19 protein-coding genes are annotated in these 22320 nt (G+C 71.4%); 6 read left to right on the top strand and 13 right to left on the bottom strand.

The genetic code is table 11. The features are described from left to right. Positions 1-14 precede the first annotated feature (14 nt). Positions 15-485 (bottom strand): DoxX family protein, encoded by a 471-nt coding sequence (locus OHB13_RS09535; protein ID WP_266857485.1) that lies wholly within the window; start codon positions 483-485, stop codon positions 15-17. 262 nt (positions 486-747) lie between these two features. Next, a complete protein-coding gene (locus OHB13_RS09530) occupies positions 748-1389 on the bottom strand; it encodes an HNH endonuclease family protein (protein WP_328380255.1) in 642 nt (213 codons plus the stop codon). A gap of 773 nt (positions 1390-2162) precedes the next feature. Between OHB13_RS09530 and OHB13_RS09525 the strand changes: the two genes are divergently transcribed. Then, entirely contained in the window at positions 2163-2744 is a 582-nt protein-coding gene (locus tag OHB13_RS09525; RefSeq protein WP_266857486.1) for a TMEM165/GDT1 family protein, read from the top strand. Between the two features lie 294 nt (positions 2745-3038). Here OHB13_RS09525 and OHB13_RS09520 read toward each other — a convergent pair whose 3' ends face one another. Next, on the bottom strand, positions 3039-3713 hold the full coding sequence (locus tag OHB13_RS09520) for an HAD-IA family hydrolase (RefSeq protein ID WP_401600182.1): 675 nt from the start codon (positions 3711-3713) through the stop codon (positions 3039-3041). Positions 3714-4021: 308 nt separating this feature from the next. Between OHB13_RS09520 and OHB13_RS09515 the strand changes: the two genes are divergently transcribed. Together OHB13_RS09515 and OHB13_RS09510 are read left to right on the top strand one after the other, a co-directional pair. After that, complete coding sequence (locus OHB13_RS09515) at positions 4022-5383, top strand: MFS transporter (RefSeq protein ID WP_266857488.1); 1362 nt, start codon at positions 4022-4024, stop codon at positions 5381-5383. Positions 5384-5802: 419 nt separating this feature from the next. After that, entirely contained in the window at positions 5803-7842 is a 2040-nt protein-coding gene (locus tag OHB13_RS09510; protein WP_328376760.1) for an MDR family MFS transporter, read from the top strand. A 19-nt stretch (positions 7843-7861) separates the two neighbouring features. Here the strand turns inward: OHB13_RS09510 and OHB13_RS09505 are convergent, their stop codons facing one another. Next, positions 7862-8347 carry a GNAT family N-acetyltransferase gene (locus OHB13_RS09505; RefSeq protein WP_328376759.1) on the bottom strand — a complete coding sequence of 162 codons (486 nt, stop codon included), beginning with the start codon at positions 8345-8347 and terminating at the stop codon, positions 7862-7864. A 111-nt stretch (positions 8348-8458) separates the two neighbouring features. Here OHB13_RS09505 and OHB13_RS09500 point away from each other — a divergent pair, with 111 nt between their 5' ends. Continuing rightward, positions 8459-8731: a hypothetical protein gene (locus tag OHB13_RS09500; protein WP_328376758.1), complete on the top strand. Its 273-nt coding sequence runs from the start codon at positions 8459-8461 to the stop codon at positions 8729-8731. A 74-nt stretch (positions 8732-8805) separates the two neighbouring features. On the opposite strand, the gene OHB13_RS09495 is transcribed toward OHB13_RS09500, so the two are convergent. The 3 genes from OHB13_RS09495 to OHB13_RS09485 form a co-directional block, all read right to left on the bottom strand. After that, positions 8806-9132 carry an antibiotic biosynthesis monooxygenase family protein gene (locus OHB13_RS09495; RefSeq protein WP_328326079.1) on the bottom strand — a complete coding sequence of 109 codons (327 nt, stop codon included), beginning with the start codon at positions 9130-9132 and terminating at the stop codon, positions 8806-8808. Between the two features lie 44 nt (positions 9133-9176). Beyond that, positions 9177-9863 carry an O-methyltransferase gene (locus OHB13_RS09490; protein WP_266857497.1) on the bottom strand — a complete coding sequence of 229 codons (687 nt, stop codon included), beginning with the start codon at positions 9861-9863 and terminating at the stop codon, positions 9177-9179. 102 nt (positions 9864-9965) lie between these two features. After that, complete coding sequence (locus OHB13_RS09485; RefSeq protein WP_328380254.1) at positions 9966-11012, bottom strand: DUF2330 domain-containing protein; 1047 nt, start codon at positions 11010-11012, stop codon at positions 9966-9968. A 723-nt stretch (positions 11013-11735) separates the two neighbouring features. Between OHB13_RS09485 and OHB13_RS09480 the strand changes: the two genes are divergently transcribed. Further along, positions 11736-13760 (top strand): bifunctional glycosyltransferase 87/phosphatase PAP2 family protein, encoded by a 2025-nt coding sequence (locus OHB13_RS09480; protein ID WP_328380253.1) that lies wholly within the window; start codon positions 11736-11738, stop codon positions 13758-13760. A gap of 36 nt (positions 13761-13796) precedes the next feature. Here OHB13_RS09480 and OHB13_RS09475 read toward each other — a convergent pair whose 3' ends face one another. Then, complete coding sequence (locus OHB13_RS09475) at positions 13797-15041, bottom strand: cytochrome P450 (RefSeq protein ID WP_328376757.1); 1245 nt, start codon at positions 15039-15041, stop codon at positions 13797-13799. Positions 15042-15322: 281 nt separating this feature from the next. Between OHB13_RS09475 and OHB13_RS09470 the strand changes: the two genes are divergently transcribed. After that, positions 15323-16492: a steroid 3-ketoacyl-CoA thiolase gene (locus OHB13_RS09470; protein ID WP_328376756.1), complete on the top strand. Its 1170-nt coding sequence runs from the start codon at positions 15323-15325 to the stop codon at positions 16490-16492. On the opposite strand, the gene OHB13_RS09465 is transcribed toward OHB13_RS09470, so the two are convergent. Genes OHB13_RS09465 through OHB13_RS09445 form a run of 5 tightly spaced genes read right to left on the bottom strand, consistent with a single transcriptional unit; the run spans position 16476 to position 22090 of the window. Next, entirely contained in the window at positions 16476-17363 is an 888-nt protein-coding gene (locus OHB13_RS09465; RefSeq protein ID WP_443062936.1) for an ECF transporter S component, read from the bottom strand. The genes OHB13_RS09470 and OHB13_RS09465 overlap by 17 nt on opposite strands. Then, positions 17360-18961, bottom strand: coding sequence for an ABC transporter ATP-binding protein (locus tag OHB13_RS09460; RefSeq protein WP_328376755.1), 1602 nt, complete (start codon positions 18959-18961; stop codon positions 17360-17362). The genes OHB13_RS09465 and OHB13_RS09460 overlap by 4 nt, the downstream gene beginning before the upstream one ends. After that, positions 18958-20184 (bottom strand): energy-coupling factor transporter transmembrane protein EcfT, encoded by a 1227-nt coding sequence (locus tag OHB13_RS09455; RefSeq protein WP_328376754.1) that lies wholly within the window; start codon positions 20182-20184, stop codon positions 18958-18960. Before OHB13_RS09455 ends, OHB13_RS09460 begins: the two co-directional genes overlap by 4 nt. Further along, complete coding sequence (locus OHB13_RS09450; RefSeq protein ID WP_405944786.1) at positions 20181-20894, bottom strand: SCO2322 family protein; 714 nt, start codon at positions 20892-20894, stop codon at positions 20181-20183. The genes OHB13_RS09455 and OHB13_RS09450 overlap by 4 nt, the downstream gene beginning before the upstream one ends. After that, positions 20894-22090 carry a prenyltransferase/squalene oxidase repeat-containing protein gene (locus OHB13_RS09445; RefSeq protein WP_328376753.1) on the bottom strand — a complete coding sequence of 399 codons (1197 nt, stop codon included), beginning with the start codon at positions 22088-22090 and terminating at the stop codon, positions 20894-20896. The genes OHB13_RS09450 and OHB13_RS09445 overlap by 1 nt, the downstream gene beginning before the upstream one ends. Between the last annotated feature and the right edge of the window lie 230 nt (positions 22091-22320).

Below are 22320 nucleotides of genomic sequence, written 5' to 3'. Positions count from 1 at the left end.
GCGGGGCGTGCGCGTCAGGCCGGCACCGGGGCGGCCGGCTCGGTGACGCGCCGACGGGTGATGAGCGCGGAGTCCAGCGCCAGCGCGCCGGGGCCGGTGAACACGAGCAGCAGAAAGGCCCAGCAGAACATCACGGAGGGCTCGCCGCCGTTCTGGATCGGCCACAGGGCGTGGGGCTGGTGCACATGGAAGTACGCGAAGGCCATCGCACCCGACGCGACGAACGCGGCCGGGCGCGTCAGCAGTCCGGCCAGCACCAGTACGCCGCCGACGAGTTCGATGACGGCGGCGTATCCGTCGGGCCAACTGCCCGCCGACACCGTGCCGCCGCCCGGCGCGCCGCCGAGCACACCGAAGAGAGAAGCCGCGCCGTGGCAGGCGAAGAGGAGGCCGACCACGGCGCGGAAGAGAGCCAGGGCGTACGGGCGGGCCAGATCGGCCTGCCGGCCGAGTGAGGACACTGCCGTGGATATCGCTGAAGGCATGACGGTCGAACTCCTTCGGTGGGGGACCGGAGCAGCCCTAGATTAGGTATGCCTGACTAGAACTTGCAAGTTCAACATTTAGTCAGGCGCTCCGGTCCCCACCCGGCCCCTGCCCGGTCCTGAACCCGTCCCGCTTCGTGCCCCGTGCCGTACGGAGCGACGAAGAGTCAGGGACGGGTTCAGGACCGGGCTCCTGCCGGAATCCGCTCGGCAGCCGCTCACCAGGCGTTCAACAGGCATTCAGTGGCTGCCCGGTGGGCGCTCAGCAGCTGTTCAGCACCCCTTGGAGTGCCGTCTTCTCCGCCGAGTCGACCGTGAGCTTGTAGTAGTGCTTCACCTCCACCCAGGCCCGGACATAGGTGCACTTGTAGGCGGCGCGCGGAGGCAGCCACTTGGCCGGGTCCTTGTCGCCCTTGGACTGGTTGACGTTGTCGGTCACCGCGATGAGCTGCGGCCGGGTCAGGTCGTTGGCGTACGCCTGCCGCTGTGCGGTGGTCCAGCTGCTGGCGCCCGAACGCCAGGCCTCGGCGAGCGGGACCATGTGGTCGATGTCCACGTCGGACGACGCGGTCCAGGTCGCGCCGTCGTACTCGGAGTACCAACTGCCGCTGGTGGCGGCGCAGGTGGAGCTCTGGACGACGTTCGTGCCGTCGCGCTTGAGCACGACCTCGCGGGTGTCGCAGGCGCCGGACTGGGTGATCCAGTGCGGGAACTTGTCCCGGCTGTAGCCGTCGGACGACCCTTCGGCCGCGACGGTGAGGGAGCTGAGGTAGGTCCGTGCGGTGGCCGCGCTCACCGGGGTGGGCAGGGCGGCCTGGGCGGAGGGGGCGGTGATGAGACCGGCGAGGGTGATACCGGCGGTCGCGGTGAGTACCGCTATTCGACGCGCGTAGATACTGGAGATACCTGAGACACCTGACATGCGAACTCCCGTGGGGTGGAGGGGCTTTGCCGATCCGGCTCGGCCATCGTGGTGGCGCCGGATTGCCGTGGGGTGGGCGCCGGGTAACAGCCTGGCGACATGAGCACGTCACATCAAGAGGGTTGCCGATGTTTGACGCTCCGGCAGATTTCCCGCACAGCCGTACGGTTGGCCCGCGCCGCCCTCGTCCGCGCCGTCCTCGGGGCCGCGCTCGGGGTACTTCCGCTGGTCGCGGCCTCGCCGGATGCTGATGTCCGGTCCGGCCTCGCCTGTGAAATCCGCGCGGCGAGGCGGCGTGCGGCGGTTCCGGTGCAGGTTGTCGCACTTTTGGCCGCCGTGTCAGCCGTTCGTGGCTTTTGTCCGGGATGTGTGACTGCTGAGGAAGCTGGGGCGGGGGAGCGTGGGGTGTGGTGTCGGGTGCGCCGCTGCGTCCGGTGCGCTGCTCGACATATTCGCGTGGGGTGTGGGGTGTGGTGCGAGTGGCCACGGTCGGCCAGGTGGCAGCTGGGCGGGCGGGCCGCCGGGCCGGTGCCGTATCGTGTACGGAGCAGAAGGGGAGTAGCTCTTCGCCGGAACGTCGACATACTGCCGAACCTCGGTTCGGCCGGCGCCCGGAGGCGGATCTTCTTGGAGACCCGCCAGCGAGACCTTCGGCAGCAGTGTCCTGTTGACGCTGCCGTGCCGAAGCGACCCCTTTTCTCTCCGAGTCAGGTCCTCCCGGTGCGGTCAGCCCGAACCGATTGAGGAAACAAACCGTGATCAGCTTTACGATCCTGGCGATCACTTTCGGCGTGGTCTTTCTCGCCGAACTCCCCGACAAGACCGCTCTCGCCGGTCTGATGCTGGGCACCCGCTACCGGGCCTCGTACGTCTTCGTGGGGGTCGCGGCGGCCTTTGCCGTCCATGTCGCACTCGCCATCGCCGCGGGCAGCGTGCTGACTCTGATTCCGCACCGGCTGCTGCAGGCGATCGTCGGCGCGCTCTTCCTCGCGGGCGCGGCGGTGCTGCTCTTCAAGAAGGACGAGGAGGAGGAAGAGGTGAAGGCCCCCGCCGACCAGTCCTTCTGGAAGGTGGCCGGGGCCGGTTTCATGCTGATTCTCGTCGCCGAGTTCGGTGACCTGACCCAGATCATGACGGCCAACCTGGCGGCCCGCTACGACAGCCCGGTCTCGGTGGGCATCGGCGCGGTGCTGGCGCTCTGGGCGGTGGGCGGTCTGGGGATCCTCGGCGGCCGCAAGCTGATGAAGCACGTACCGCTGAGGCTCATCACGAAGATCGCCGCCGCGCTGATGGTGGCGCTCGCGGGGTTCAGCCTGTACGAGGCCATCGCGGGCTGAAGCCCGGGCGGACGGGGGCGGCCCGGGAGCGGGCGACGCCCCGCGGGCCTGGTTCCGGGGGCCTGGTTCCGGGGGCGAGGGTGCGTTTCCGGGCCGGGGGGCGCGGTTCCAGCCCGCGAGCCTGGTTCCGGCCTACCGGGCGGTTCCGGCCCACGGGGTCGTTCCCGCCTGCGAGGTCGCGCCGTCGGTCCAGGCCGTTCCGGCCCGCGGGGGTGCGACGTCAGTCCGTGACGTGGATCTCCCGCGGGGGCGCGAGGTCAGTCTGTGACGTGGACCTCCCGCGGGGCCGCGAGGTCAGTCCGTGACGTGGACCAGTACGGTGCCGTCGTCCGCCCGCTCGACGCGGATCCGGGTCAGGTCGGGGACCTGTGCGGTGGGCCGGTGGGCGACGGCGCGCGGGCCCACGCCCACGACGCGCATACCTGCCGCCCTGCCCGCGGCGATCCCCGCCTCCGAGTCCTCGAAGACGAGGCACTCGTCGGGGGTGAAGCCCAGCTCGGCGGCGCCCTTGAGGAAGCCCTCCGGGTCCGGCTTGCTGGCGCCGACGCTTTCCGCGGTGACCCGGACCTCCGGCATCGGCAGCCCGGCAGCCGTCATCCGGGCCTGGGCGAGCGCCGCGTCGGCCGAGGTGACCAGGGCGTGCGGCAGACCCGCCAGGGACGCCATGAAGGCCGGTGCGCCGGGGACCGGGACGACGCCTTCGGTGTCGGCGGTCTCCTGGGCGAGCATCGTACGGTTGTCTGCGTAGTTCTCCTCGACGGGGCGGTCCGGGAGCAGGATGGCCATCGTCGCGTACCCCTGGCGGCCGTGCACCACCTTGAGCGCCTCGTGCGGGTCCAGGCCATGGGCGACGGCCCAGCGGTGCCAGATGCGCTCGACGACGGCGTCGGAGTTCACCAGCGTCCCGTCCATGTCGAGGAGTACGCCCTTAAACACACCCAGGAGTCGTTCGTTACTCAAGGCATCCATCCTCTTCGTCGTGCTCTGCGGCTTTTCTGCTGCTGCTCTGCGGTCTGTCGTGATTCTTTGTTCCATCACGATACAAAAGATTTGAGTGCTCTTCATCCGCGTCTTCATCTGTGTGGGCGCGAGGGCTCCGTCCGTGGCCGGCTGCCGTCCGATGTCGCCTCGCCCACGTCCGTCCCGCTCACCCCTTGACATATATCAATTCAGAACTGAGGCTTCATGAAACTATCCATGCAAGCCTGTTGGCGGCCAGCGCTGCCACCAGGCGGGCCGCCCCGAGCAGCCGTGATCGAGGGGACAACCTGAACCCGATGGCAGACGCCGGCACCTCCTCACCGCCCACCGCTTCCGCGATGCCTCCTGCCCCGGCCACGTCGTACTCCTTCGACGACGCGCCTCTCAACCGCTTCCACCTCAAAGTCACCGCGCTGACTTTCGGTGCCAACTTCTCCGACGGGTACCAGCTCGGCGTCATCGGCATCGCCCTCACCCTCATGGCCCCGCAGATGGGTCTGGGCGCCGTCTGGCAGGGAATGCTCGGCGCCTCCGCCCTCATCGGCATCTTCGTCGGCAGCATCGGCCTCGGCTGGCTCGCCGACCGCATGGGCCGGCAGAAGCTCTACACGCTGAACTTCGCCCTCATCACGGTCGCATCGGTGGCCCAGATCTGGGCGAACAGCCCCGAGCTCCTCTTCGCGCTCCGTGTTCTGATCGGCGTGGGCATCGGTGCCGACTACGCCATCGGTCCCACCCTCGTCGCCGAGTTCTGTCCACGACGTCACCGCGGCTTCCTGCTCGCCTCGCTGACCGCGCTGTGGACCATCGGCTACATCTGCTCGTTCTTCCTCGGTCACTACATCACCGGGTTCGGCGGCGACAGCTGGCGCTGGCTGCTGGGTACCGGCGCCATTCCTGCCGCGGTCGTCCTCGTCCTCCGGATCGGCACCCCGGAGTCCCCGCGGTGGCTGGTGAGCAAGGGCCGCATCGAGGAGGCGCGTGCCGTCGTCGCGCGCTACATCGGCCCGAACGTCGACTTCGAATCGGTCCGCAACACCTCGCAGCCCGAGACCTCTTCGTCCGGCTCCTACCGGGACCTGTTCAGCCGCGAGCAGTGGCGTGCCACCACGTTCGGGATCCTGTACTACAACTGCCAGGTCATCCCGTACTTCGCCATCTACACCTTCCTGCCCGTGGTGCTCGCGAAGTTCGCGATCGACGAGAGCGTCACCGTGGACGGCCTGCTCAACGGCTTCCTGTTCCTCGGGAGCGTCATCGGTCTGTGGTGCGTGGCCCGCTTCTCGCGACGCGCCTTCGTCACCGGCTCGTTCATCGTCATGGCCCTCGCGCTCGGCCCGATGGGGCTGTGGCCGGGCGGGCCGAAGCTGCTGCTCTTCGTGCTCTTCCTGGTCTTCACCCTGGTGATGTCGGCGGCCTCCAACCTCGACCAGGTCTATCCGCCCGAGCTGTTCCCGACTCCCCTGCGGGGCTCCGGAGTCGGACTCCTCAACGGGCTCAGCCGGGTGGGCTCCGCCGCCGGTACCTTCCTGCTGCCGCTCTCCATCGACCACCTCGGCTTCGCCACCTCGATGACCATCCTCGCGAGCTTCCTCGTGCTCGGCGCGATCGTCTCGGCGGCCTGGGCGCCGGAGACCGCGGGCGCGGCACTCGACTGATCTGTTCCGGCCGGCGGCGCGGGAGCGGGGGACAAGGTGGCCCCGCCCGCCGGTCAGGGAGACGGGCGGAACCACTTTGTTTCGGTAGAGTACAAAACAAAGCGGGCTGTGCGCCAGCCGTTCCGGCCGTTCCAACCATTCCGGCCGTCCCAGTCGGCTGTCTCAGCCGTCCTGTTCACTCCCCGGCACAGTCCCGGCCCCGTCACCCGCTCGGCGGCGGGCGGGCCTGTCGGGTACGCGGCCCCTGCCCACGTCGTCCGGCGGACCGGCGGGGGATCCGGCAGCCGCACAGCCGCACTGCCGCACATACGGGGCCGTACGCGCAGCGGCCCGAAGCCCGCACGAGGCACCGTTGCCACCCCTGATGAACTCGCGGCCTGAACTCGCGGCGTCCATTCCGCAGCACCAGGATGGGAGGCATGGCTCAGGAAACCCCGGCACCCCCGGCGGCGCCGGTGGCGGCCGACGGGCAACCCCAGCGGTCCGTCCTCGTGGCGATCGGCGCCCTGCTGCTCGGAATGCTCCTCGCCGCCCTCGACCAGACGATCGTCTCCACTGCGCTCCCCACGATCGTGAGCGACCTCGGCGGTATGGAGCATCTGTCCTGGGTGGTCACGGCGTACATGCTGGCCTCGACCGCCGTCACGCCGCTCTGGGGCAAACTCGGCGACCAGTACGGCCGCAAGAAGCTCTTCCAGACGGCCATCGTCATCTTCCTCATCGGATCCGCCCTCTGCGGCGTCGCGCAGAACATGCCGCAGCTCATCGGCTTCCGCGCGCTCCAGGGCCTCGGCGGTGGTGGTCTGATGGTGCTGTCGATGGCGATCGTCGGCGACATCGTCCCGCCCCGCGAACGCGGCAAGTACCAGGGACTGTTCGGCGCCGTCTTCGGCGCGACGAGCGTCCTGGGCCCGCTGCTCGGCGGGCTCTTCACCGAACACCTCACCTGGCGCTGGGTGTTCTACATCAATCTCCCCATCGGCGTGATCGCGCTCGTCGTCATCGCCGCCGTGCTGCACATCCCGGTCCGCTCGACGAAGCACACCATCGACTACCTCGGCACGTTCCTCATCGCGTCCGTGGCCACCTGTCTGGTGCTCGTCGCCTCGCTCGGCGGCTCCACCTGGGCCTGGGCGTCGGCGCCCATCATCGGCCTCGCGGTGCTGGCCGTGGTGCTGCTCGTCGCGTTCATCCACGTCGAACGGGGCGCAGCCGAGCCCGTACTGCCCCTGAAGCTCTTCCGTATCAGGACCTTCGTGCTCTGCTCGGTCATCAGCTTCATCGTCGGTTTCTCGATGTTCGGCGCGATGACCTACCTGCCGACCTTCCTCCAGGTCGTCCAGGGCGTCTCACCGACCATGTCCGGCGTGCACATGCTGCCGATGGTCTTCGGCCTGCTCCTGTCCTCGACCGCATCCGGCCAGATCGTCAGCCGCACCGGCCGCTGGAAGGTCTTCCCGATCGCCGGGACGGGCATCACCGCGATCGGGCTCGCGCTGCTGCACCGGCTGACCGAACACAGCTCCACCTGGTCGATGAGCATCAGCTTCTTCGTCTTCGGCCTGGGCCTCGGCCTGGTCATGCAGGTCCTGGTCCTCGTGGTGCAGAACGCCGTGAGCTACCAGGACCTCGGCGTCGCCACCTCGGGCGCGACCTTCTTCCGCTCCATCGGCGCGTCCTTCGGTGTGGCCATCTTCGGCACCATCTTCACCACCCGGCTGCACGGAAAACTCAGCGACGCCCTCGCAGGCCGCCCGGTGCCACCCGGCGTGAGCGCGGGCAGCCTGCAGGCCGACCCGCGCGCCATCGCGGCGCTCCCGCCGCCGCTGCGCCCGCGGGTGCTGCACGCGTACGCCTCGTCCATCACCGACGTGTTCCTGTACGCGGTCCCGGTGGTGCTTCTCGCCTTCGTCGTCTCCTGGTTCCTCAAGGAGGACAAGCTGCGCGGCTCGGTCACCACCCCGGAAGTCACCGAGACGCTCGCCTCCAACCCGGTCCAGCGGTCGTCGTACGACGAGGTGATGCGGGCCCTCTCGGTGCTCGGCAGCCGGGAGGGGCGCCACGAGATCTACGAGACGATCACCGCGAAGGCCGGCTACGACCTGCTCCCCGCCACGAGCTGGCTGCTGCTGCGCATCAAACGCCACGGCCTGGTCGAACCGGCCCAGCTGGCCGAGATGGCCCCGGTCCCGCTGCGGGCCATCACCGAGGCGGCCCGGCAGGCCGAGGAGCGCGGCCTCGCCGTACGCGAAGGGGTGCAGCTCGCGCTGACCGAGCCGGGCGTGAACGTCGCGGCCCGCCTCTCCAAGGCCCGCGAGGAGTCCCTGGCCGAACTGCTCGGCGACTGGTGGGGCCCCGAACGGCCCACCGATCTGGTCGTCCTGGTCGAGGAGCTGAACGCGGAGCTGTGCGGCTCCGACGCCGAATGGCCGCGGGAGCACGAGCAACGGCCGGTGTGACGCTGCCGGTTCGGTGCGCCTACAGGTCCTTCCCGTACCAGATGTCCATGTACGGGCCGGTCGTGTACGCCGGTATCTCCTGGTAGCCCTGGCGTACGTAGAGGCCGCGCGCCTCGACGAGATCGAGGCGGGTGTTCAGCACCATCCTCGTCGCCCCCAGCCGTCGTGCCGCGTCCTCCAGCAGGGCGAGCAGGATCTTGCCGCCCCCGGTGCCGCGCTGTCCGGGGCGGGTGTACACCCGGGTGAGCTCGGCCGTCGCCGGGTCGAGCAACAGCACCCCGCCACAGGAAGCGGGCTTGCCCTCGTGCCGCCCGACAAGGAACTCCCCGGTGGGGAAAGCCAGTTGCTCGACCCCGTCGCCGGCCAGCCCGTCGTCGATCTCCTGCTCGGTGGCGGCCCGCTGCCAGTAACGGCTGGCCACCTCGTCGTAGTAGGAGCGGCGCAGCGCGTACGCGTCGGGGGTGTCGAAGGGCTCGGGGGCCACGATCCAGGTCACCGGAGCCATTGTGGCGGCGGTGCCGCTGTTTGGCACCCGGATTCCGGGACACTCGAACGGCGTACGAATGGCGCCCGCTGCCGGTGCGGCACCGGGTGAAGCGAAGGGAGAGGCTGCGTCATGACGTACGAACAGAGCAGGCAGGACCAGCAGGACGGGCGGGACCGGCAGGAGCGGTCGGAAGCGGCGCCGGGGCAGACCGGTACCGGTGGCTCGGATGTACGCGTCCCGGACGTACGCGGCGACGGCCTGGAAGCAGGCACGGCCGACGGGCACGACGAGGAGCCGGTGCCGGACTCCGTCGCGGAAGCGGGCGCGGACCCCGCCGCGGACGTACGGGGGACCGGCTTCGAGACCGAGGAAGCGGGCCGCGCACACCACCGGCCGCGGTGAGGCGGGGGCGGCAGAACTGCGGCTCGCGCTCCGCACCCGCCGTGAGGTGGCGGAGCGCGGAGCCGAAGCTCTGATCAGCCGTTCTTCGGGGCGGCCTGCTGGACGACCTCGAAGGACCACAGGGAAGAGCCGGAGGCGGCGGGCTTGGGCCGCTCGCCACCCTCCGCGCCGCCGGCGTGGGCGCCGCGCATGGAGGTCGCCATCCACTTCTCGAAGTCGGCCTCGCTGGCCCAGCGGGTGTAGACGAGGTACTGGTCGGTCCCCTCGACCGGGCGCAGCAGCTCGAACCACTCGAAGCCGTCGGAGTTCTCCACGGACCCCGCGCGGGAGGCGAACCGCTTCTCCAGCACCTCGCGCTGCTCGTCGGGCACGGTCAGGACGTTGATCTTCACGATGCTCATATCGCCCATCCTGCCGTACCCGCCGCTCACCGGTGCCGGGCGGGTCAGGCGACCACCCGCGCCAGGACGAAGCCGTCGTACCCCTTGCTGCCCACCGTCTGGAGCGCGGTCGCGCTGAGCTTCGGGTGGTCGGCGATCATCTCGATCATCGCCCGCGTGCCCCGGACCCGCGGATCCGTGTTGGCCGGATCGACGACCGCGCCGTCGCGCACCACGTTGTCCCCGATGATCACGCTGCCCGGCCGGGTCAGCTTCAGGACCCACTCCAGGTAGTGCGGGTTGTTCGGCTTGTCGGCGTCGATGAAGACCAGGTCGAAGGGGCCGGCGCCCTCGGCTGCCAGTACCGGCAGGGTGTCGAGGGCCGCTCCCGTCCTGACCTCGGCGACCGAACCGAGCCCGGCACCCGCCAGATTGGCGCGGGCCACATCGGCGGCCGCCGGGTCCGCCTCCAGGGAGACGAGACGGCCGTCGGACGGGAGCGCCCTGGCCAGCCAGATGGTGCTGTAGCCGCCGAGCGTGCCGATTTCGAGGATGGTGCGCGCGCCCTGGATACGGGCCAGCAGATGCAGCAGCTTGCCCTGGTTCGGGGCGACGTTCATCGGGATCAGGCCGGCGGCGTCGCTGGCGGCCAGCGTGGCCTCCAAGGCGTCGTCGGCCGGGACCAGATGGTCGGTGAAGTACCGGTCGACCTCGGTCCACCGGTCCTGATCCTGGTGCTGGATCTCGGGCATGGATTCCTCCCACGGGTCCGCCGAAAAATGAGTTCCCGGTAAGTTCCTTCTGGGAACTCACCCAGGAATCTACCCGTGGCCCGAGTGCGCGCCCCCGGCGGGTCAGGAGAGCGGCGGTGGTACGTGCACCGGTGGCGGGGGTACGACCGGGCGACGGTGGCGGGCCGGCACCAGCAGCAGCGCCGCCACCACGAGCACCAGCAGCACCCCGCCCGCGGTCAGCAGCCAGACCGGGACCCCGCCCGCTGTCAGCAGCCTCTCCTCGTAGATCACCCGCTGGTAGGGCCGGTCGGACGAGGTACGGCGCAGCTCGTGGTCCCCATTGATCCGGGACGGCACGGGGAAGCTCTGCTCCAGCGCGGTCAGATACCGTTCCCCGTCCGCGAAGCGGCCCAGCGCGCCGGTCGACGGGATCCGCCCGGCGTACGTCACCTCGGGCGGCAGCCCGCCGATGGTGCCCCGCGGCTCCATCCGGTGCGCGGCCAGTACGTACAGCCCGAGCGTCTGGGGGTTCCGCGCACGCCGCGACAGCCGCATCGGATAGACCAGCCGGTCGCTGGCGAAGCTCAGCCGGAGCGGGTCGAGCACGCCGGTGAGCGTGCCGCCCTTGCGGTCGGGGGCCAGCCGTACCGCGACGTACTCCCACTTCTGGTCGACGTACGGCTTGAGGTCCTCCGACATCCCGGCGGGCATCCGGAAGCCGTTCAGCCGGAGCCAGCTGTCCAGGGCCGCGGGGTCGGTGGCTGTCAGCCGCGCGACGTCGAAGGGCCCCAGCCGTTCGCGGCCGACCACACCGACAGCGGGAGCGCCCGCGGGGCGCGCGGCGGCGGACGCGCCGTCACCGGAGGACCCGGAGCCGAACGGCCAGTCGTTGCCGTGCGGCCAGAAGTGGTGACGGGTGCGGTGCACCGGCGCGGTGACCGAATCCAGCGCGTCGAAGAGCGCGTTGTCGCCGAGCGTGACCGTGGCCCGGTGCGGTACCGGCATGATCCAGGCGGCCTGCGCCGCGTTCCCCGCGACCGTCAGGCTCATCACGATCTGCTCGCTGTGCCCGTCCCAGCGCACCGCCGACGTCTCCCGGTCGACGTTCAGCCGGGACGCCGGGTCGTGCACCAGCGCACCGCACCCGCAGGCGTACGCCGGTGCCATCAGCGATCCCAACTGCACCGCCAGCAGCGCGAGCACGACAAGGAGCGTTCGGCTCCGCAGCGTCCCCGCGAGCCTCCTCGCACCCAACGGTCGCTGCGCCCGGCCCCCTCCCCGTATCTGCCGAGCCCGGGGCTCACGTGCCTGTATGCCCCGCCGCCACATCCCCTGCACCCGCCGTACCCGCCGTACCTGCCGTACCCGCATCCCCCGTGGCCTCTCCCCGTCGCCGTGCCGTCGCCGTGCCGTCGCCGTGCCGTGCCGCGTCCGACACGAGCACAGACGGCGGGCGGAGGGGGCCGGTTCCGGACAACCCTGCCGGTGGTCCGGGGCCCTTCGCGAGGCCGCGGGCTGACGCCGTGCCACAGGGGTCCACGGACCGAGCGACCTGCGGACCGGCGCGGGCAGTGCTTGAATGGCCCGGTTGGACAGGCCCAGGAGGTCGGTCACCGGCCGGCCGGGGCGGCGATCCCGGCGGTGGTGTCTCCGTACCCCCAACGGTCGTCCTCACCGCGACCCTTGGCCGGAACCGCAGGGGCCGGGTCAGGTGAACAGGGGGTTGCCTGCGTCCTTACTCCGGAGCAGTGCGAGTCTCTATCAGACACAGGTACCGGGCATTTCCGGTGATGAAAACGGGTGGAGGGCCGGCGCGGCGTGGCGAACGACGGGCACAGCGGGGCGCGGACTGCGGTGGGCGCAGGAGCGGGAATCGAGCGGGCACGGGCGGTGCTCTGGCTGGTCGTCGCCGCACTGGCGGTCCGGCAGGTGGCCGCCATACTGCGGTTGCCGCCCAGCAGACGCCTCACCGACCTGGAGACGTGGACGGGCGCCGACGGCGTGCTGCACATCGGCGGGCCGCTCTACGCGACCGGGAAGTTCACCGGGACCCCGTTCTCCGGTCTCGTACTGAAACCGCTGACCCGTTCCGCCGAGCAGAGCCTCGGTGTCGCCTGGACCTTCGGGTCGCTGCTGCTCGTCGTCGTCCTCGGCGTGGTCGTGGCGCGCGCGCTGCCGGGTGAGGTCTCCCGGCGCACATCGCTGATCGCCGCCCCCGTCGCGATCAGCCTGCTGATGCTCTCGCTGCCGGTGCGCAACGCCTTCCACCTCGGCCAGACCAGCATCATCCCGGTGCTGCTCGTCCTGCTGGGGTGCTTCGCCGTACGGGACGAGCGCGGCTCCGGAGCGCTCATCGGGCTCGGGGCCGCGCTCCAGCCCACCGTGCTGCTCTTCGTGCCGCTGCTCTGGCTGACCGGCCGCAGGCGCGCCGCGCTCTCCGCCACCGCCGCCTTCGCCGTCTGCACGGCGCTCGCCTGGGCCCTGATGGCGCGTGACTCCTGGACGTACTGGATCCACCACGTGGCGGGAGCCGGCCTCGGCTCGCACCCGGACGGGCTCGCCAACCAGTCGATGCACGGCGCGCTGCTGCGCTTCGGTCTGCACGGGCCGCTGGAGATCGTGGTCTTCCTGGTCCTCGCCGTGGCGGTCTCGGTGCTCGCGCTGCGCCGCGCGGCGCGCTACGCGAAGGACGGACAGCTGCTGCTCGCCGTCGCGGTGACGGGCTGCGCCGCGGTCGCCGTCTCGCCGACCGCCTGGCAGCACCAGCTGCTGTGGGTGCTGCTCGCGGTCGTCGGCCGGGTCGGCCGGCGCGCCGCCGACCGGATGGTCTGGCCCGCCGTGGTCGTGCTGGTGAGCACCCTGCCGGGCACGATGCTGCTGCCCAACATGGCGGCGCTGTACCCGGTACGGGACAACGTGGTGCTGCTGACCGCGCTGGCCGCCGCCTGCGCCGTGCCGTTCATGGGCCGCACCGCGCCCGGCTGGGACGCGGCGGAGCCCACCGTCTACGCCACGCCCGTCCCGGCCCGCTGGAGCCGGGTCCCGCTGCTGCCGTTCTGGCGGCGGGTGCTGACCCGCCCCAATCTGCTGCTCGAACTCCTCGCGATCCGCGTCGGCTACTCGGTGTACTCGCACATCCGGGCCGCCGCGACCGGCGGCCGGTCCGCCGCCGAGGCGCACGGTCGTACGGTCGTCTCGATCGAGAAGGCCCTGCACATCAACATCGAGCACTGGGCCAACCACGCGGTGGTGAAGGTCCACTGGCTCGAATCGTTCTTCAACTTCTACTACGAGTCGTTCCACTTCGTGGTGCCGCTGGCGATCCTCGCCGTGCTGTACGTCCGCCGCCCCAGCGACTACCGCTGGGCCCGTACGTCGCTCTCGTTCGCGACCCTCCTCGGGCTGGTCGGGTTCTACTTCTTCCCGCTGGCCCCGCCCCGGCTGATGCCGGGCCTGGGCTTCATCGACTCGGTCCACGGGGTGCAGGACCTGGCGCACCCGGACTACGGCGCGATGACCGCGATGACCAACCAGTACGCGGCGATGCCCTCGCTGCACTTCGGCTGGGCGCTGTGGTGCGGGGTCACCGTCGCCGTCCTGGTCCCGAAGCGCTGGATGAAGGCGCTTGCGCTGCTGCACCCGCTCTTCACGGTCAGCGCGATCATCGCCACCGCCAACCACTGGGTGCTCGACGCGATCGGCGGGGCGACGGTGGTGGCGCTCGGCTTCGGGCTCACCTATCTGCTGGCCGGCCCGCGCACGCTGCTGGCACCGACGGACGGGACGGCGGAGGTGCCGAACGCAGCCTCTCCGTCGCCGGACCTGTCGTCCGAGCCCGAGCCTCCGTTGTCCAAACCGTCCGAGCCCGAGCCCCCGTCGTCCGAGCCGGAGCCCGAGGCGGCCGGCACCGGCTGACGGGCCGGGCCTCAGAGGGGGCGCCGGCCCGGCCCGTCAGCCGCGGTTCACCTGGAGCCCCTTGATCCCGTTCAGCCAGGCCGAGCGCAGCCGCCGCGGGTCACCGGTCAGCTTCAGGTCCGGCAGCACGTCCGCGATGGCGTTGAAGATCAGGTTGATCTCCAGTACGGCGAGGGACTTGCCCAGGCAGAAATGCGGGCCGCCGCCGCCGAAGCCGAGGTGCGGATTGGGGTCGCGGGTGATGTCGAACTGCTCCGGGTTCTCGAAGACCTCGGGGTCGTTGTTGGCCGACGAGTAGAAGATGCCGACCCGGTCACCCGCCTTGATCTGCTGCCCGCCCAGCTCCAGGTCCTGGGTCGCGGTGCGCTGGAAGGACACCACCGGGGTGGCCCAGCGCACGATCTCCTCGGCCGTCGTATCGGGCCGTTCGGCCTTGTAGCGCTCCCACTGCTCGGGGTGCGTGAGGAAGGCGTGCATACCGTGACTGATCGCGTTGCGGGTGGTCTCGTTGCCCGCGACCGCGAGCAGGATGACGAAGAAACCGAACTCGTCCGACGACAGGTTCCCCTCGCCCTCTGCCGCGACGAGCGTGGACACGATGTCCTTGGCCGGGCACTCCTTGCGGTCCGCCGCGAGGTTCATCGCGTACGAGACGATCTCCATCGCCGCTTCGGCGCCGACCTCCTCCGTGATCGCGTACTCCGGATCGTCGTACGCCGCCATCTTGTTGGACCAGTCGAAGATCTTGGCCCGGTCCTGCTGCGGTACGCCGATGAGCTCCGCGATGGCCTGGAGCGGCAGCTCCACCGCGATGTTGGTCACGAAGTCGAAGGAGCCGTCGTCCGCCGCACCCGCCAGCGCGGTCTCGACGATCGAGCGGGCGCGCCGGCGCAGGGTGTCCTCCAGCGAGCGGATGGCGCGCGGGGTGAAGCCGCGCTGGACGATCTGGCGGACCCGGGTGTGTTCCGGCGGGTCCATGTTGAGCATGATCAGCCGCTGTACGTCGATCTGGTCGCGGCTGATGGACTCGTTGAACCGGATGACGGCGGTGTTGGTGTTGGACGAGAACAGCTCCGGGTGCGTGGAGACGTACTTGACGTCCGCGTGCCGGGTCACGGCCCAGTACCCCTCGTCGCCGAAGCCCGCGATCCCGGTCGGCTGGGTGCACCACCAGACCGGAGCGGTCTGCCGGAGCTGGGCGAACTCCGGGTGCGGGACCCGGGATTGGAGCAGATCAGGATCCGTGAAGTCGAACCCTTCGGGCAGATGGGGGCAGTGCATCGGCTCCTCCAACTCCAGGTCTGGCTGGCTGTGTCCGGCCGCTCAATCGTCTGACGACCCATCAGATGTGCTCCGAAAGATAGTAACGAGTTCTACAAGGAGCAAGGGTTCCGGACGGAGTTGTTGCGTGCGGAATGGGTGCCCGGCACCGCAAGACCCGTGCACAGGCCTTGCGTACCGGGGGTAGCACTCATAAGACTGCACAGAGAACTAGAACGCGTATCAGTTCTTCCGCGCGGGCGCCGGGACGCCTCAGCGGACGTGGAGGAGAGGACGAGCTCATGGCCGCGGAACCCGTCATCGTCGAAGCCGTACGTACCCCCATCGGCAGGCGTGGAGGCGCCCTCGCCAATCTCCATCCCGCCTATCTGCTGGGCGAGACCTACCGTGAACTCCTGGGCCGCACCGCCATCCACGCCGACTGCGTCGAGCAGATCGTCGGCGGTACGGTCACCCACGCGGGCGAGCAGTCCATGAACCCGGCGCGCAACGCGTGGCTGGCCATGGGGCTGCCGTACGAGACCGCTGCGACCACCGTGGACTGTCAGTGCGGATCCTCGCAGCAGGCCAGCCACATGGTGGCCAACATGATCGCGGGCGGAGTCATGGACATCGGCATCAGCTGCGGTGTCGAGGCGATGTCCCGGGTGCCGCTGGGCAGCGGCTCCAAGCACGGTCCCGGCAAGCCCTTCCCCGACGAGTGGAACGTCGACCTGCCGAACCAGTTCGAGGCCGCCGAGCGGATCGCCCGCCACCGGGGGCTGACCCGCGAGAACGTCGACTCGCTGGGCCTCATCTCGCAGGAGCGGGCCGCCGCCGCCTGGGCCGAGGAGCGTTTCAAACGGGAGACCTTCGCCGTCCAGGTCCCCACCACCGAGGACGAACAGGCCGCGGGGCAGGGCATGTGGCGCCTCGTCGACCGTGACGAGGGGCTGCGTGACACCACGATGGAGGGGCTCGCCCGGCTCAAGCCGGTGATGCCGGTCGCCGTGCACACCGCGGGGAACTCCTCGCAGATATCCGACGGCGCCTGCGCGATCATGTGGGCGTCCAAGCGGATGGCGCGGGCGCTCAAGCTCAGGCCGCGGGCGCGGATCGTCGCCCAGGCGCTGGTGGGTTCGGACCCGCACTTCCATCTGGACGGGCCGGTCGACGCGACGCGTGCGGTGCTCGGCAAGGCGGGGATGTCGCTCAAGGACATCGACATCGTGGAGATCAACGAGGCGTTCGCGTCGGTGGTGCTGAGCTGGGCCCAGGTCTTCGAGCAGGACCTGGAGAAGGTCAACGTGAACGGTGGGGCGATCGCGCTGGGGCATCCGGTGGGGGCGACCGGCGCGCGGCTGATCACCACCGCACTGCACGAGCTGGAGCGCAGGGACAAGGAGTTCGCACTGATCACGATGTGCGCGGGCGGCGCGCTGGCCACCGGCACGATCATTCAGCGGCTGTAGCCGACCCGGTCCCGGGGCGGGCCGGACCGGGAAGGTCCGGCTCTGCCTCGGAGACGGCCTGTACGCCGGGTACAGTCGCCGCTTCGAACGCGGGCTCCGCGTCGAAGGCCGCGCGCCGGGTCGCCCGGCGCAGCGCCTTCAGGACGGTCGAGCCGACGACCAGGGTCAGGACGACGGTGACGGCCGCCCGCCCCAGGTCCCAGCCGAGCGAAGTGGCCGCGCAGTACGCGAAGAAGCGCGTCAGGTTCGCCCCGACGGCGTCACCGGGATGGAAGGAGATCCCGGTGGAGAGCCCGCCGATGTACGTCCAGCCCTGCAGGTTCATGACTGTGCCGTACGCGAACGCCGCCACGCACCCGTATCCGGCGAGCATCAGCAACTCGGCCCGCCCGCGCAGCCGCCGGGCGCCCGGCAGCAGTCCGGCGCCCATCGTGAACCAGCCCATAGCCAGCATCTGGAAGGGCATCCACGGCCCGACCCCGCCGGTCAGCAGGGCGGAGGCGAACATGGTGACCGAGCCGAGCACGAAGCCGAATCCGGGCCCCAGCACCCGCCCGCTCAGCACCATCAGGAAGAACATCGGCTCAAGTCCCGCCGTGCCCGCGCCGAGCGGGCGCAGCGCGGCGCCGACCGCCGCCAGCACACCGAGCATCGCCACCGCCTTCGCGTCGAGACCGGCGTCGGCGATGGTCGCCACCACCACGGCCACCAGCAGCGGAAGCAGCGCGGCGAACAGCCACGGGGCGTCCTGCGAGTGCGCGAGCCCGGACCCGGAGTCGGCGAGCAGCGGCCAGCCGAAGGCGAACACCCCGATCACCGTGATCAGGACGAGCGCGGCGACCGAACGGGGCCCGAGCCCGATGGCCCTCACAGCGCCTCCCGCACCTGGGCCACCGTGAGCCAGTCCTGCGGCGCCAGGATCTTCGAGACCTGCGGCGCGAAGGACGGCGACGAGACCACCACCTCCGGCGTCGGCCCGTCCGCGACGATCTCGCCGTCGGCCAGGATGACGACCCGGTGGGCGAGTTCGGCGGCCAGTTCCACGTCATGAGTGGCGAGCACGATGGCGTGCCCGTCCCGGGCCAGCGCGCGCAGCACCCCGACCAGCCGGCCCTTCGCCGCGTAGTCCAGGCCGCGTGTCGGTTCGTCGAGCAGCAGCAGCGGGGGGCGCCCGGTCAGCACGATCGCCAGCGCCAGCGCGAGGCGCTGCCCTTCGGAGAGATCACGCGGATGGACGGAGTCGGGGAGGCCGGGGAGCAGCTCGGAGACGAGAGCGCGGCAGCTGCCGGGGTCGGCGCCCGCGTCCGCGTCGGCCGCCGCGCACTCGGCGGCGACCGTGTCCGCGTACAGCAGATCGCGCGGCTCCTGCGGTACGAGCCCGACCCGGCGGATCATCTCGCGCGGCGGGGTCCGGTGCGGGGTGCTGCCGCCGACCTGTACCGACCCGGACGACGGCTCGTGCATCCCGACGAGCGTGCCGAGCAGCGTGGACTTCCCGGCGCCGTTACGGCCCATCAGGGCGACCGTCTCGCCGGGGCGCACCGAGAGGGAGATCTGCCGCAGCGCCTCGATCCGCCCGCGCCGCAGACCGAGCCGGTCCACGGTGGCGACCGGTCCCGCGGGCGGCGGAGCGGGCGGGTCCGTGCGGACCCGGCCGTCCAGCCGCTCGCGCAGCGCCGCGGCGCTGCGCCTGGCGTCCCGTACGGACAGCGGCAGCGGATCCCAGCCCGCCAGCCTGCCCAGCGCCACGACCGGCGGGAACACCGGGGACACCGCCATCACATCGGCGGGCGCCCCCATGACCGGCGCCTCGCCGGGACCGGGCAGCAGGATCACCTGGTCCGCGTACTGCACCACCCGCTCCAGCCGGTGCTCGGCCATCAGCACGGTCGTGCCCAGGTCGTGCACCAGCCGCTGGAGGACGGCCAGCACCTCTTCGGCGGCTGCCGGGTCCAGTGCGGACGTCGGTTCGTCGAGCACCAGCACCTTGGGGTGCGGGGTGAGCACGGAGCCGATCGCGACCCGCTGCTGCTGACCGCCGGAGAGCGTCGCGATCGGCCGGTCGCGCAGCTCGGTGAGGCCCAGCAGGTCGAGGGTCTCCTCCACCCGCCTGCGCATCACGTCCGGGGCGACCCCCAGTGACTCCATGCCGTACGCGAGTTCGTCCTCGACGGTGTCCGTCACGAAGTGGGCGAGCGGGTCCTGGCCCACCGTGCCCACCAGGTCGGCGAGTTCGCGGGGTTTGTGGGTCCGGGTGTCCCGGCCGTCTACGGTGACCCGGCCGCGCAGCACCCCGCCCGTGAAGTGCGGCACCAGACCGGACACCGCACCGAGCAGTGTCGACTTGCCGACACCGGACGGGCCGACGAGCAGCACCAGCTCGCCTTCGGGCACAGTCAGGTCGACCCCCTGGACGGCGGGCTCCCGGGCATCGGCGTAGGTGACCGACACCTGCTCGAACCGGATCACTTACACCCTCCTCCTTCTCGGTACGGGGGCTGTGGGACGGGGGCCTGCGGCGCGGGAATCCGCGGCGCCGGGTCCACCGGCGCGGGGCCCTTCGCCCCGGGCGGTTTCGTCATGGTCGCCTTCCGCACGGGCGCTTCCGGTACGGGTGCCACGAAGGCCGGGACCAGCCCGATCAGCACGGCAGCCGCGGGCCACAGCGGCAGCACCGGTGCGACCAGCGGGACCACACCGGGGTGCAGAGCCGTCGCGTCGCGTCCGCTCGCCCAGATCATCAGCGCCGCCACCGCGATCCCCGACCCCGCGACCAGCCAGGCGCGCGGGCCCCAGCGGTCCGGCCGGTAGCGCGTCCGCACGGAGCGGCGGCCGCCCAGCCTGAGCCCGGCCAGCGCGGCCAGCAGCCCCACGCCGAGCACCGGCAGACCGTACGAGGCGCCCTCGGCGGCGAGCAGGCCGTACGTCCCCGCGCAGACCCCGAGCAGCCCGCCGAGCGTCAGCACGGTCGTGGTGTGCCGGACCGCACGCGGCACCTGCGCCGTTCTGCCGTACCCGCGCGCGTCCATCGAGGCCGCCACGGCGACCGACCGCTCCAGCGCGCCTTCCAGCACCGGCAGTCCGATCTGCAGGACCGCCCTGACCCCACCGGTGGGACGGCCGCGCAGCCGCCGCGCGGTCCGCAGCCGCACCACGTCGGCGACCATGTTCGGCGCGAAGGTCATCGCGACGACGACCGCCACCCCGACCTCGTACAGGGCGCCCGGCAGTGACTTGAGGAGCCGGGCCGGGTTGGCGAGCGCGTTGGCCGCGCCCACACAGATCAGCAGGGTGGCCAGCTTGGCGCCGTCGTACAGCGCGAACACCAGCTGCTCCGCCGTCACCCGGCCGCCGATCCGGACCCCCTGCGCCCAGTGAGGCAGCGGGAGTTCCGGCAGCGTGAACAGTGTGTGCGAGCCGGGGACCGGGGAACCGAGCACGACCGAGAACACCAGCCGGATACCGATGACGAACAGCCCGAGCCGCACGAACGTGCCGTACGAGCGGGCCCACGGCGCGTCCGTGCGCCGGGCCGCCACCACATAGCCCGCCACGCCCACCAGCAGGCCGAGCAGCAGCGGGTTGGTCGTGCGGGACGCGGCGGTGGCGAGCCCGAGGGCCCACAGCCACCAGGCCCCCGCGTGCAGGGCGTTGCTGCGGCCGACGGCAGGGGCGCGGAGTGACACCGTCATCCGCTGTTGCGCCTGCGGCGCGCCTGCCACACACCGGCCGCGCCGAGTACGACCACCGCGGCGACCCCGCCGACGAGCCCTGCGGACGGCCCGCCGCTGTCGTTCTGCGGGGCGCTGCCGGTCCGCCGCTCGTGGCCGCCGCCCTTCTGGGTCCCCGAGACCTGATCGCCGCAGCCGGTCCCGGGGAAGCCCGCGATCGAGCAGAGCAGCGCGTCGCTGTTGTAGCGCAGCGGCCGGGCGACGGCGGCGAGCGCCTCCGCGCTGGTCGCGTCCCCGCCGACCCGCGCGCACACGGTGCGCTCGGCCGGCGGCTTCTCGCCGTCCGGAGCGTCGGCCGCCGTACCGAAGTCGATGACCAGCGCGATCCGCTTGGAGCCGCCCTTCGCCGGGGTCTTCGCGCAGATGCCGTCGAAGGTGAGGGGACCGCCGTGCGCCGGGACGCGCGGCTTGCTCGCGTCCTGGGAGTCCGCGCTGACGGCGAACCGGAAACCCTGTACGTCCCCGTCGGCGGGCCGGGCCGTCGACGGGCCCTGGGTGGCGTACTGCCAGCCGCTGCCCGAGCGGTCCCAGAACGACCAGTACCGGTACCCGGCGGCCTGTGCGGGAGCGGCGCCGAACGCGGTGAGTGCGGCGCCCACCGCGACGGCCAGGGCCATCAGCCGGACGGAACCGGTCCGCACGGGGTGCTCACGGGGTATCGGGCGGCGCATCAGCGCTGCCGCTTCCTGCCGCGCATGCTGAGCAGGAAGCCGATGCCGAGTCCGGCGACCAGGCCGATACCGATGATCCACCAGACGCTGAAGCCCGAGCTGTCGCTGTCCTTCTTCGAGTCGGCGGCCTGCACCGAACCGGCGGGGGCGGGGCCGGTCGCGTTGAGCTGCTTGACCAGGTCCGCGCCGCCGAAGTCGTGCGGGTCGATACCGTTCGCACGGGCCGCGAAGATCAGCTGGGCGTACGCGGCGGGGCCGCTCTGCCTGGCCCATCCCGCAGAGTGCTGCTCCAGCCATGCGAGGGGCTGCCTGGCCTGCGCGATGAGGCCGTCGGCGCCGAGCGCGGTCACCGCGTCGGCGGTGTTGCCGTAGTCGGGCTGGTCCTCGGCGCCCGGCATCGCGGACTTCAGATAGGCCTTCCCCGCGGTCGCCCCGGCGAGGTAGGTGGCGCCGTTGTGCGCGGCCTGGGCGGGAGTCGAGGCGTTCAGACAGCCGGTGCCGCCGACGTCCTTGCCGCCGGGGCCCGGTGCCAGACCGGCGCCCAGCGCGCCCAGTACGGCGGCGCCCGTCGCGTCGGCGTTCGCGTACAGCTTCCCGGACTTCTTGTCGGGCTGGTACGCGAATCCGCCGCCGCCCTCCTTGGCGTCGCACGGGATCGAGAGCGAGACCAGCACCTTCTTGGCACCGGCGGTCGGCTCCCCGGCCGCGGCGAGCGCGCCGATCACCACGGATGTGGAGTTCGCGTCGCTCGGGCCGCCCGGGTTGTAGCTCCAGCCGCCGTCCTTGCCCGCCACCGACTTCAGCCAGCCGGCGCCCTTCTTCACAGCGGCGTCGTGCCCGCCGAGCGCCTTGAGCGCCTGCACGGCGGCCGCGGTGGCGTTGGTGTCCAGGAGTTCCTTCCCGCCGCACGGCTTCGTCACGTCGGCGCGGAAGGAGGTGAAGGCGCCGTTGGCGCACTGCTGGCCGGTCAGCCAGTCGACGGCTTTCGCGGCGGGCCGGACCCCGGTGGCGTCCTGCGCGATCAGCGCGAGGGACTGCCGCCAGACTCCGTCGTACTTGGGGTCCGTCTTGCCGTACAGACCGGAGGGGAGCACCGGGGACGGCGAGGGCGACGGCGAGGCGAAGGCCGTGGGCGCAGCGGCCGCGCAGAGCACGGCGGATACGGCGAGCGCGGTGGCGCTGCGGCGAAGGATCATGGCGGCGGGGCCTCTCCTGCGGGGGGCCGGGACACGGGCCCGCTCAGGCACCGGGGCTCCGGCTCCGTATACCTCGACGGTGCCGGCCACCGGGGGCTTCCGGTGGCACGAGCCGGTCACTTCCGTACAGGGCGGTCCGGCTCACCGCCGTGGCGGCGGTTCACGGACGGGGCCTCCCCCGGTCGAGCGGAGCCGAGAGCTTGGGGAAGGGGTCAGCGCCGGAATTGCAC

Origin of the sequence: Streptomyces sp. NBC_00440, from assembly GCF_036014215.1 — a bacterium.
Taxonomy (GTDB): Bacteria; Actinomycetota; Actinomycetes; order Streptomycetales; family Streptomycetaceae; genus Streptomyces.
Note: the sequence above shows the minus strand (reverse complement) of the source record. Positions and strands in the feature narration are given on the sequence as shown.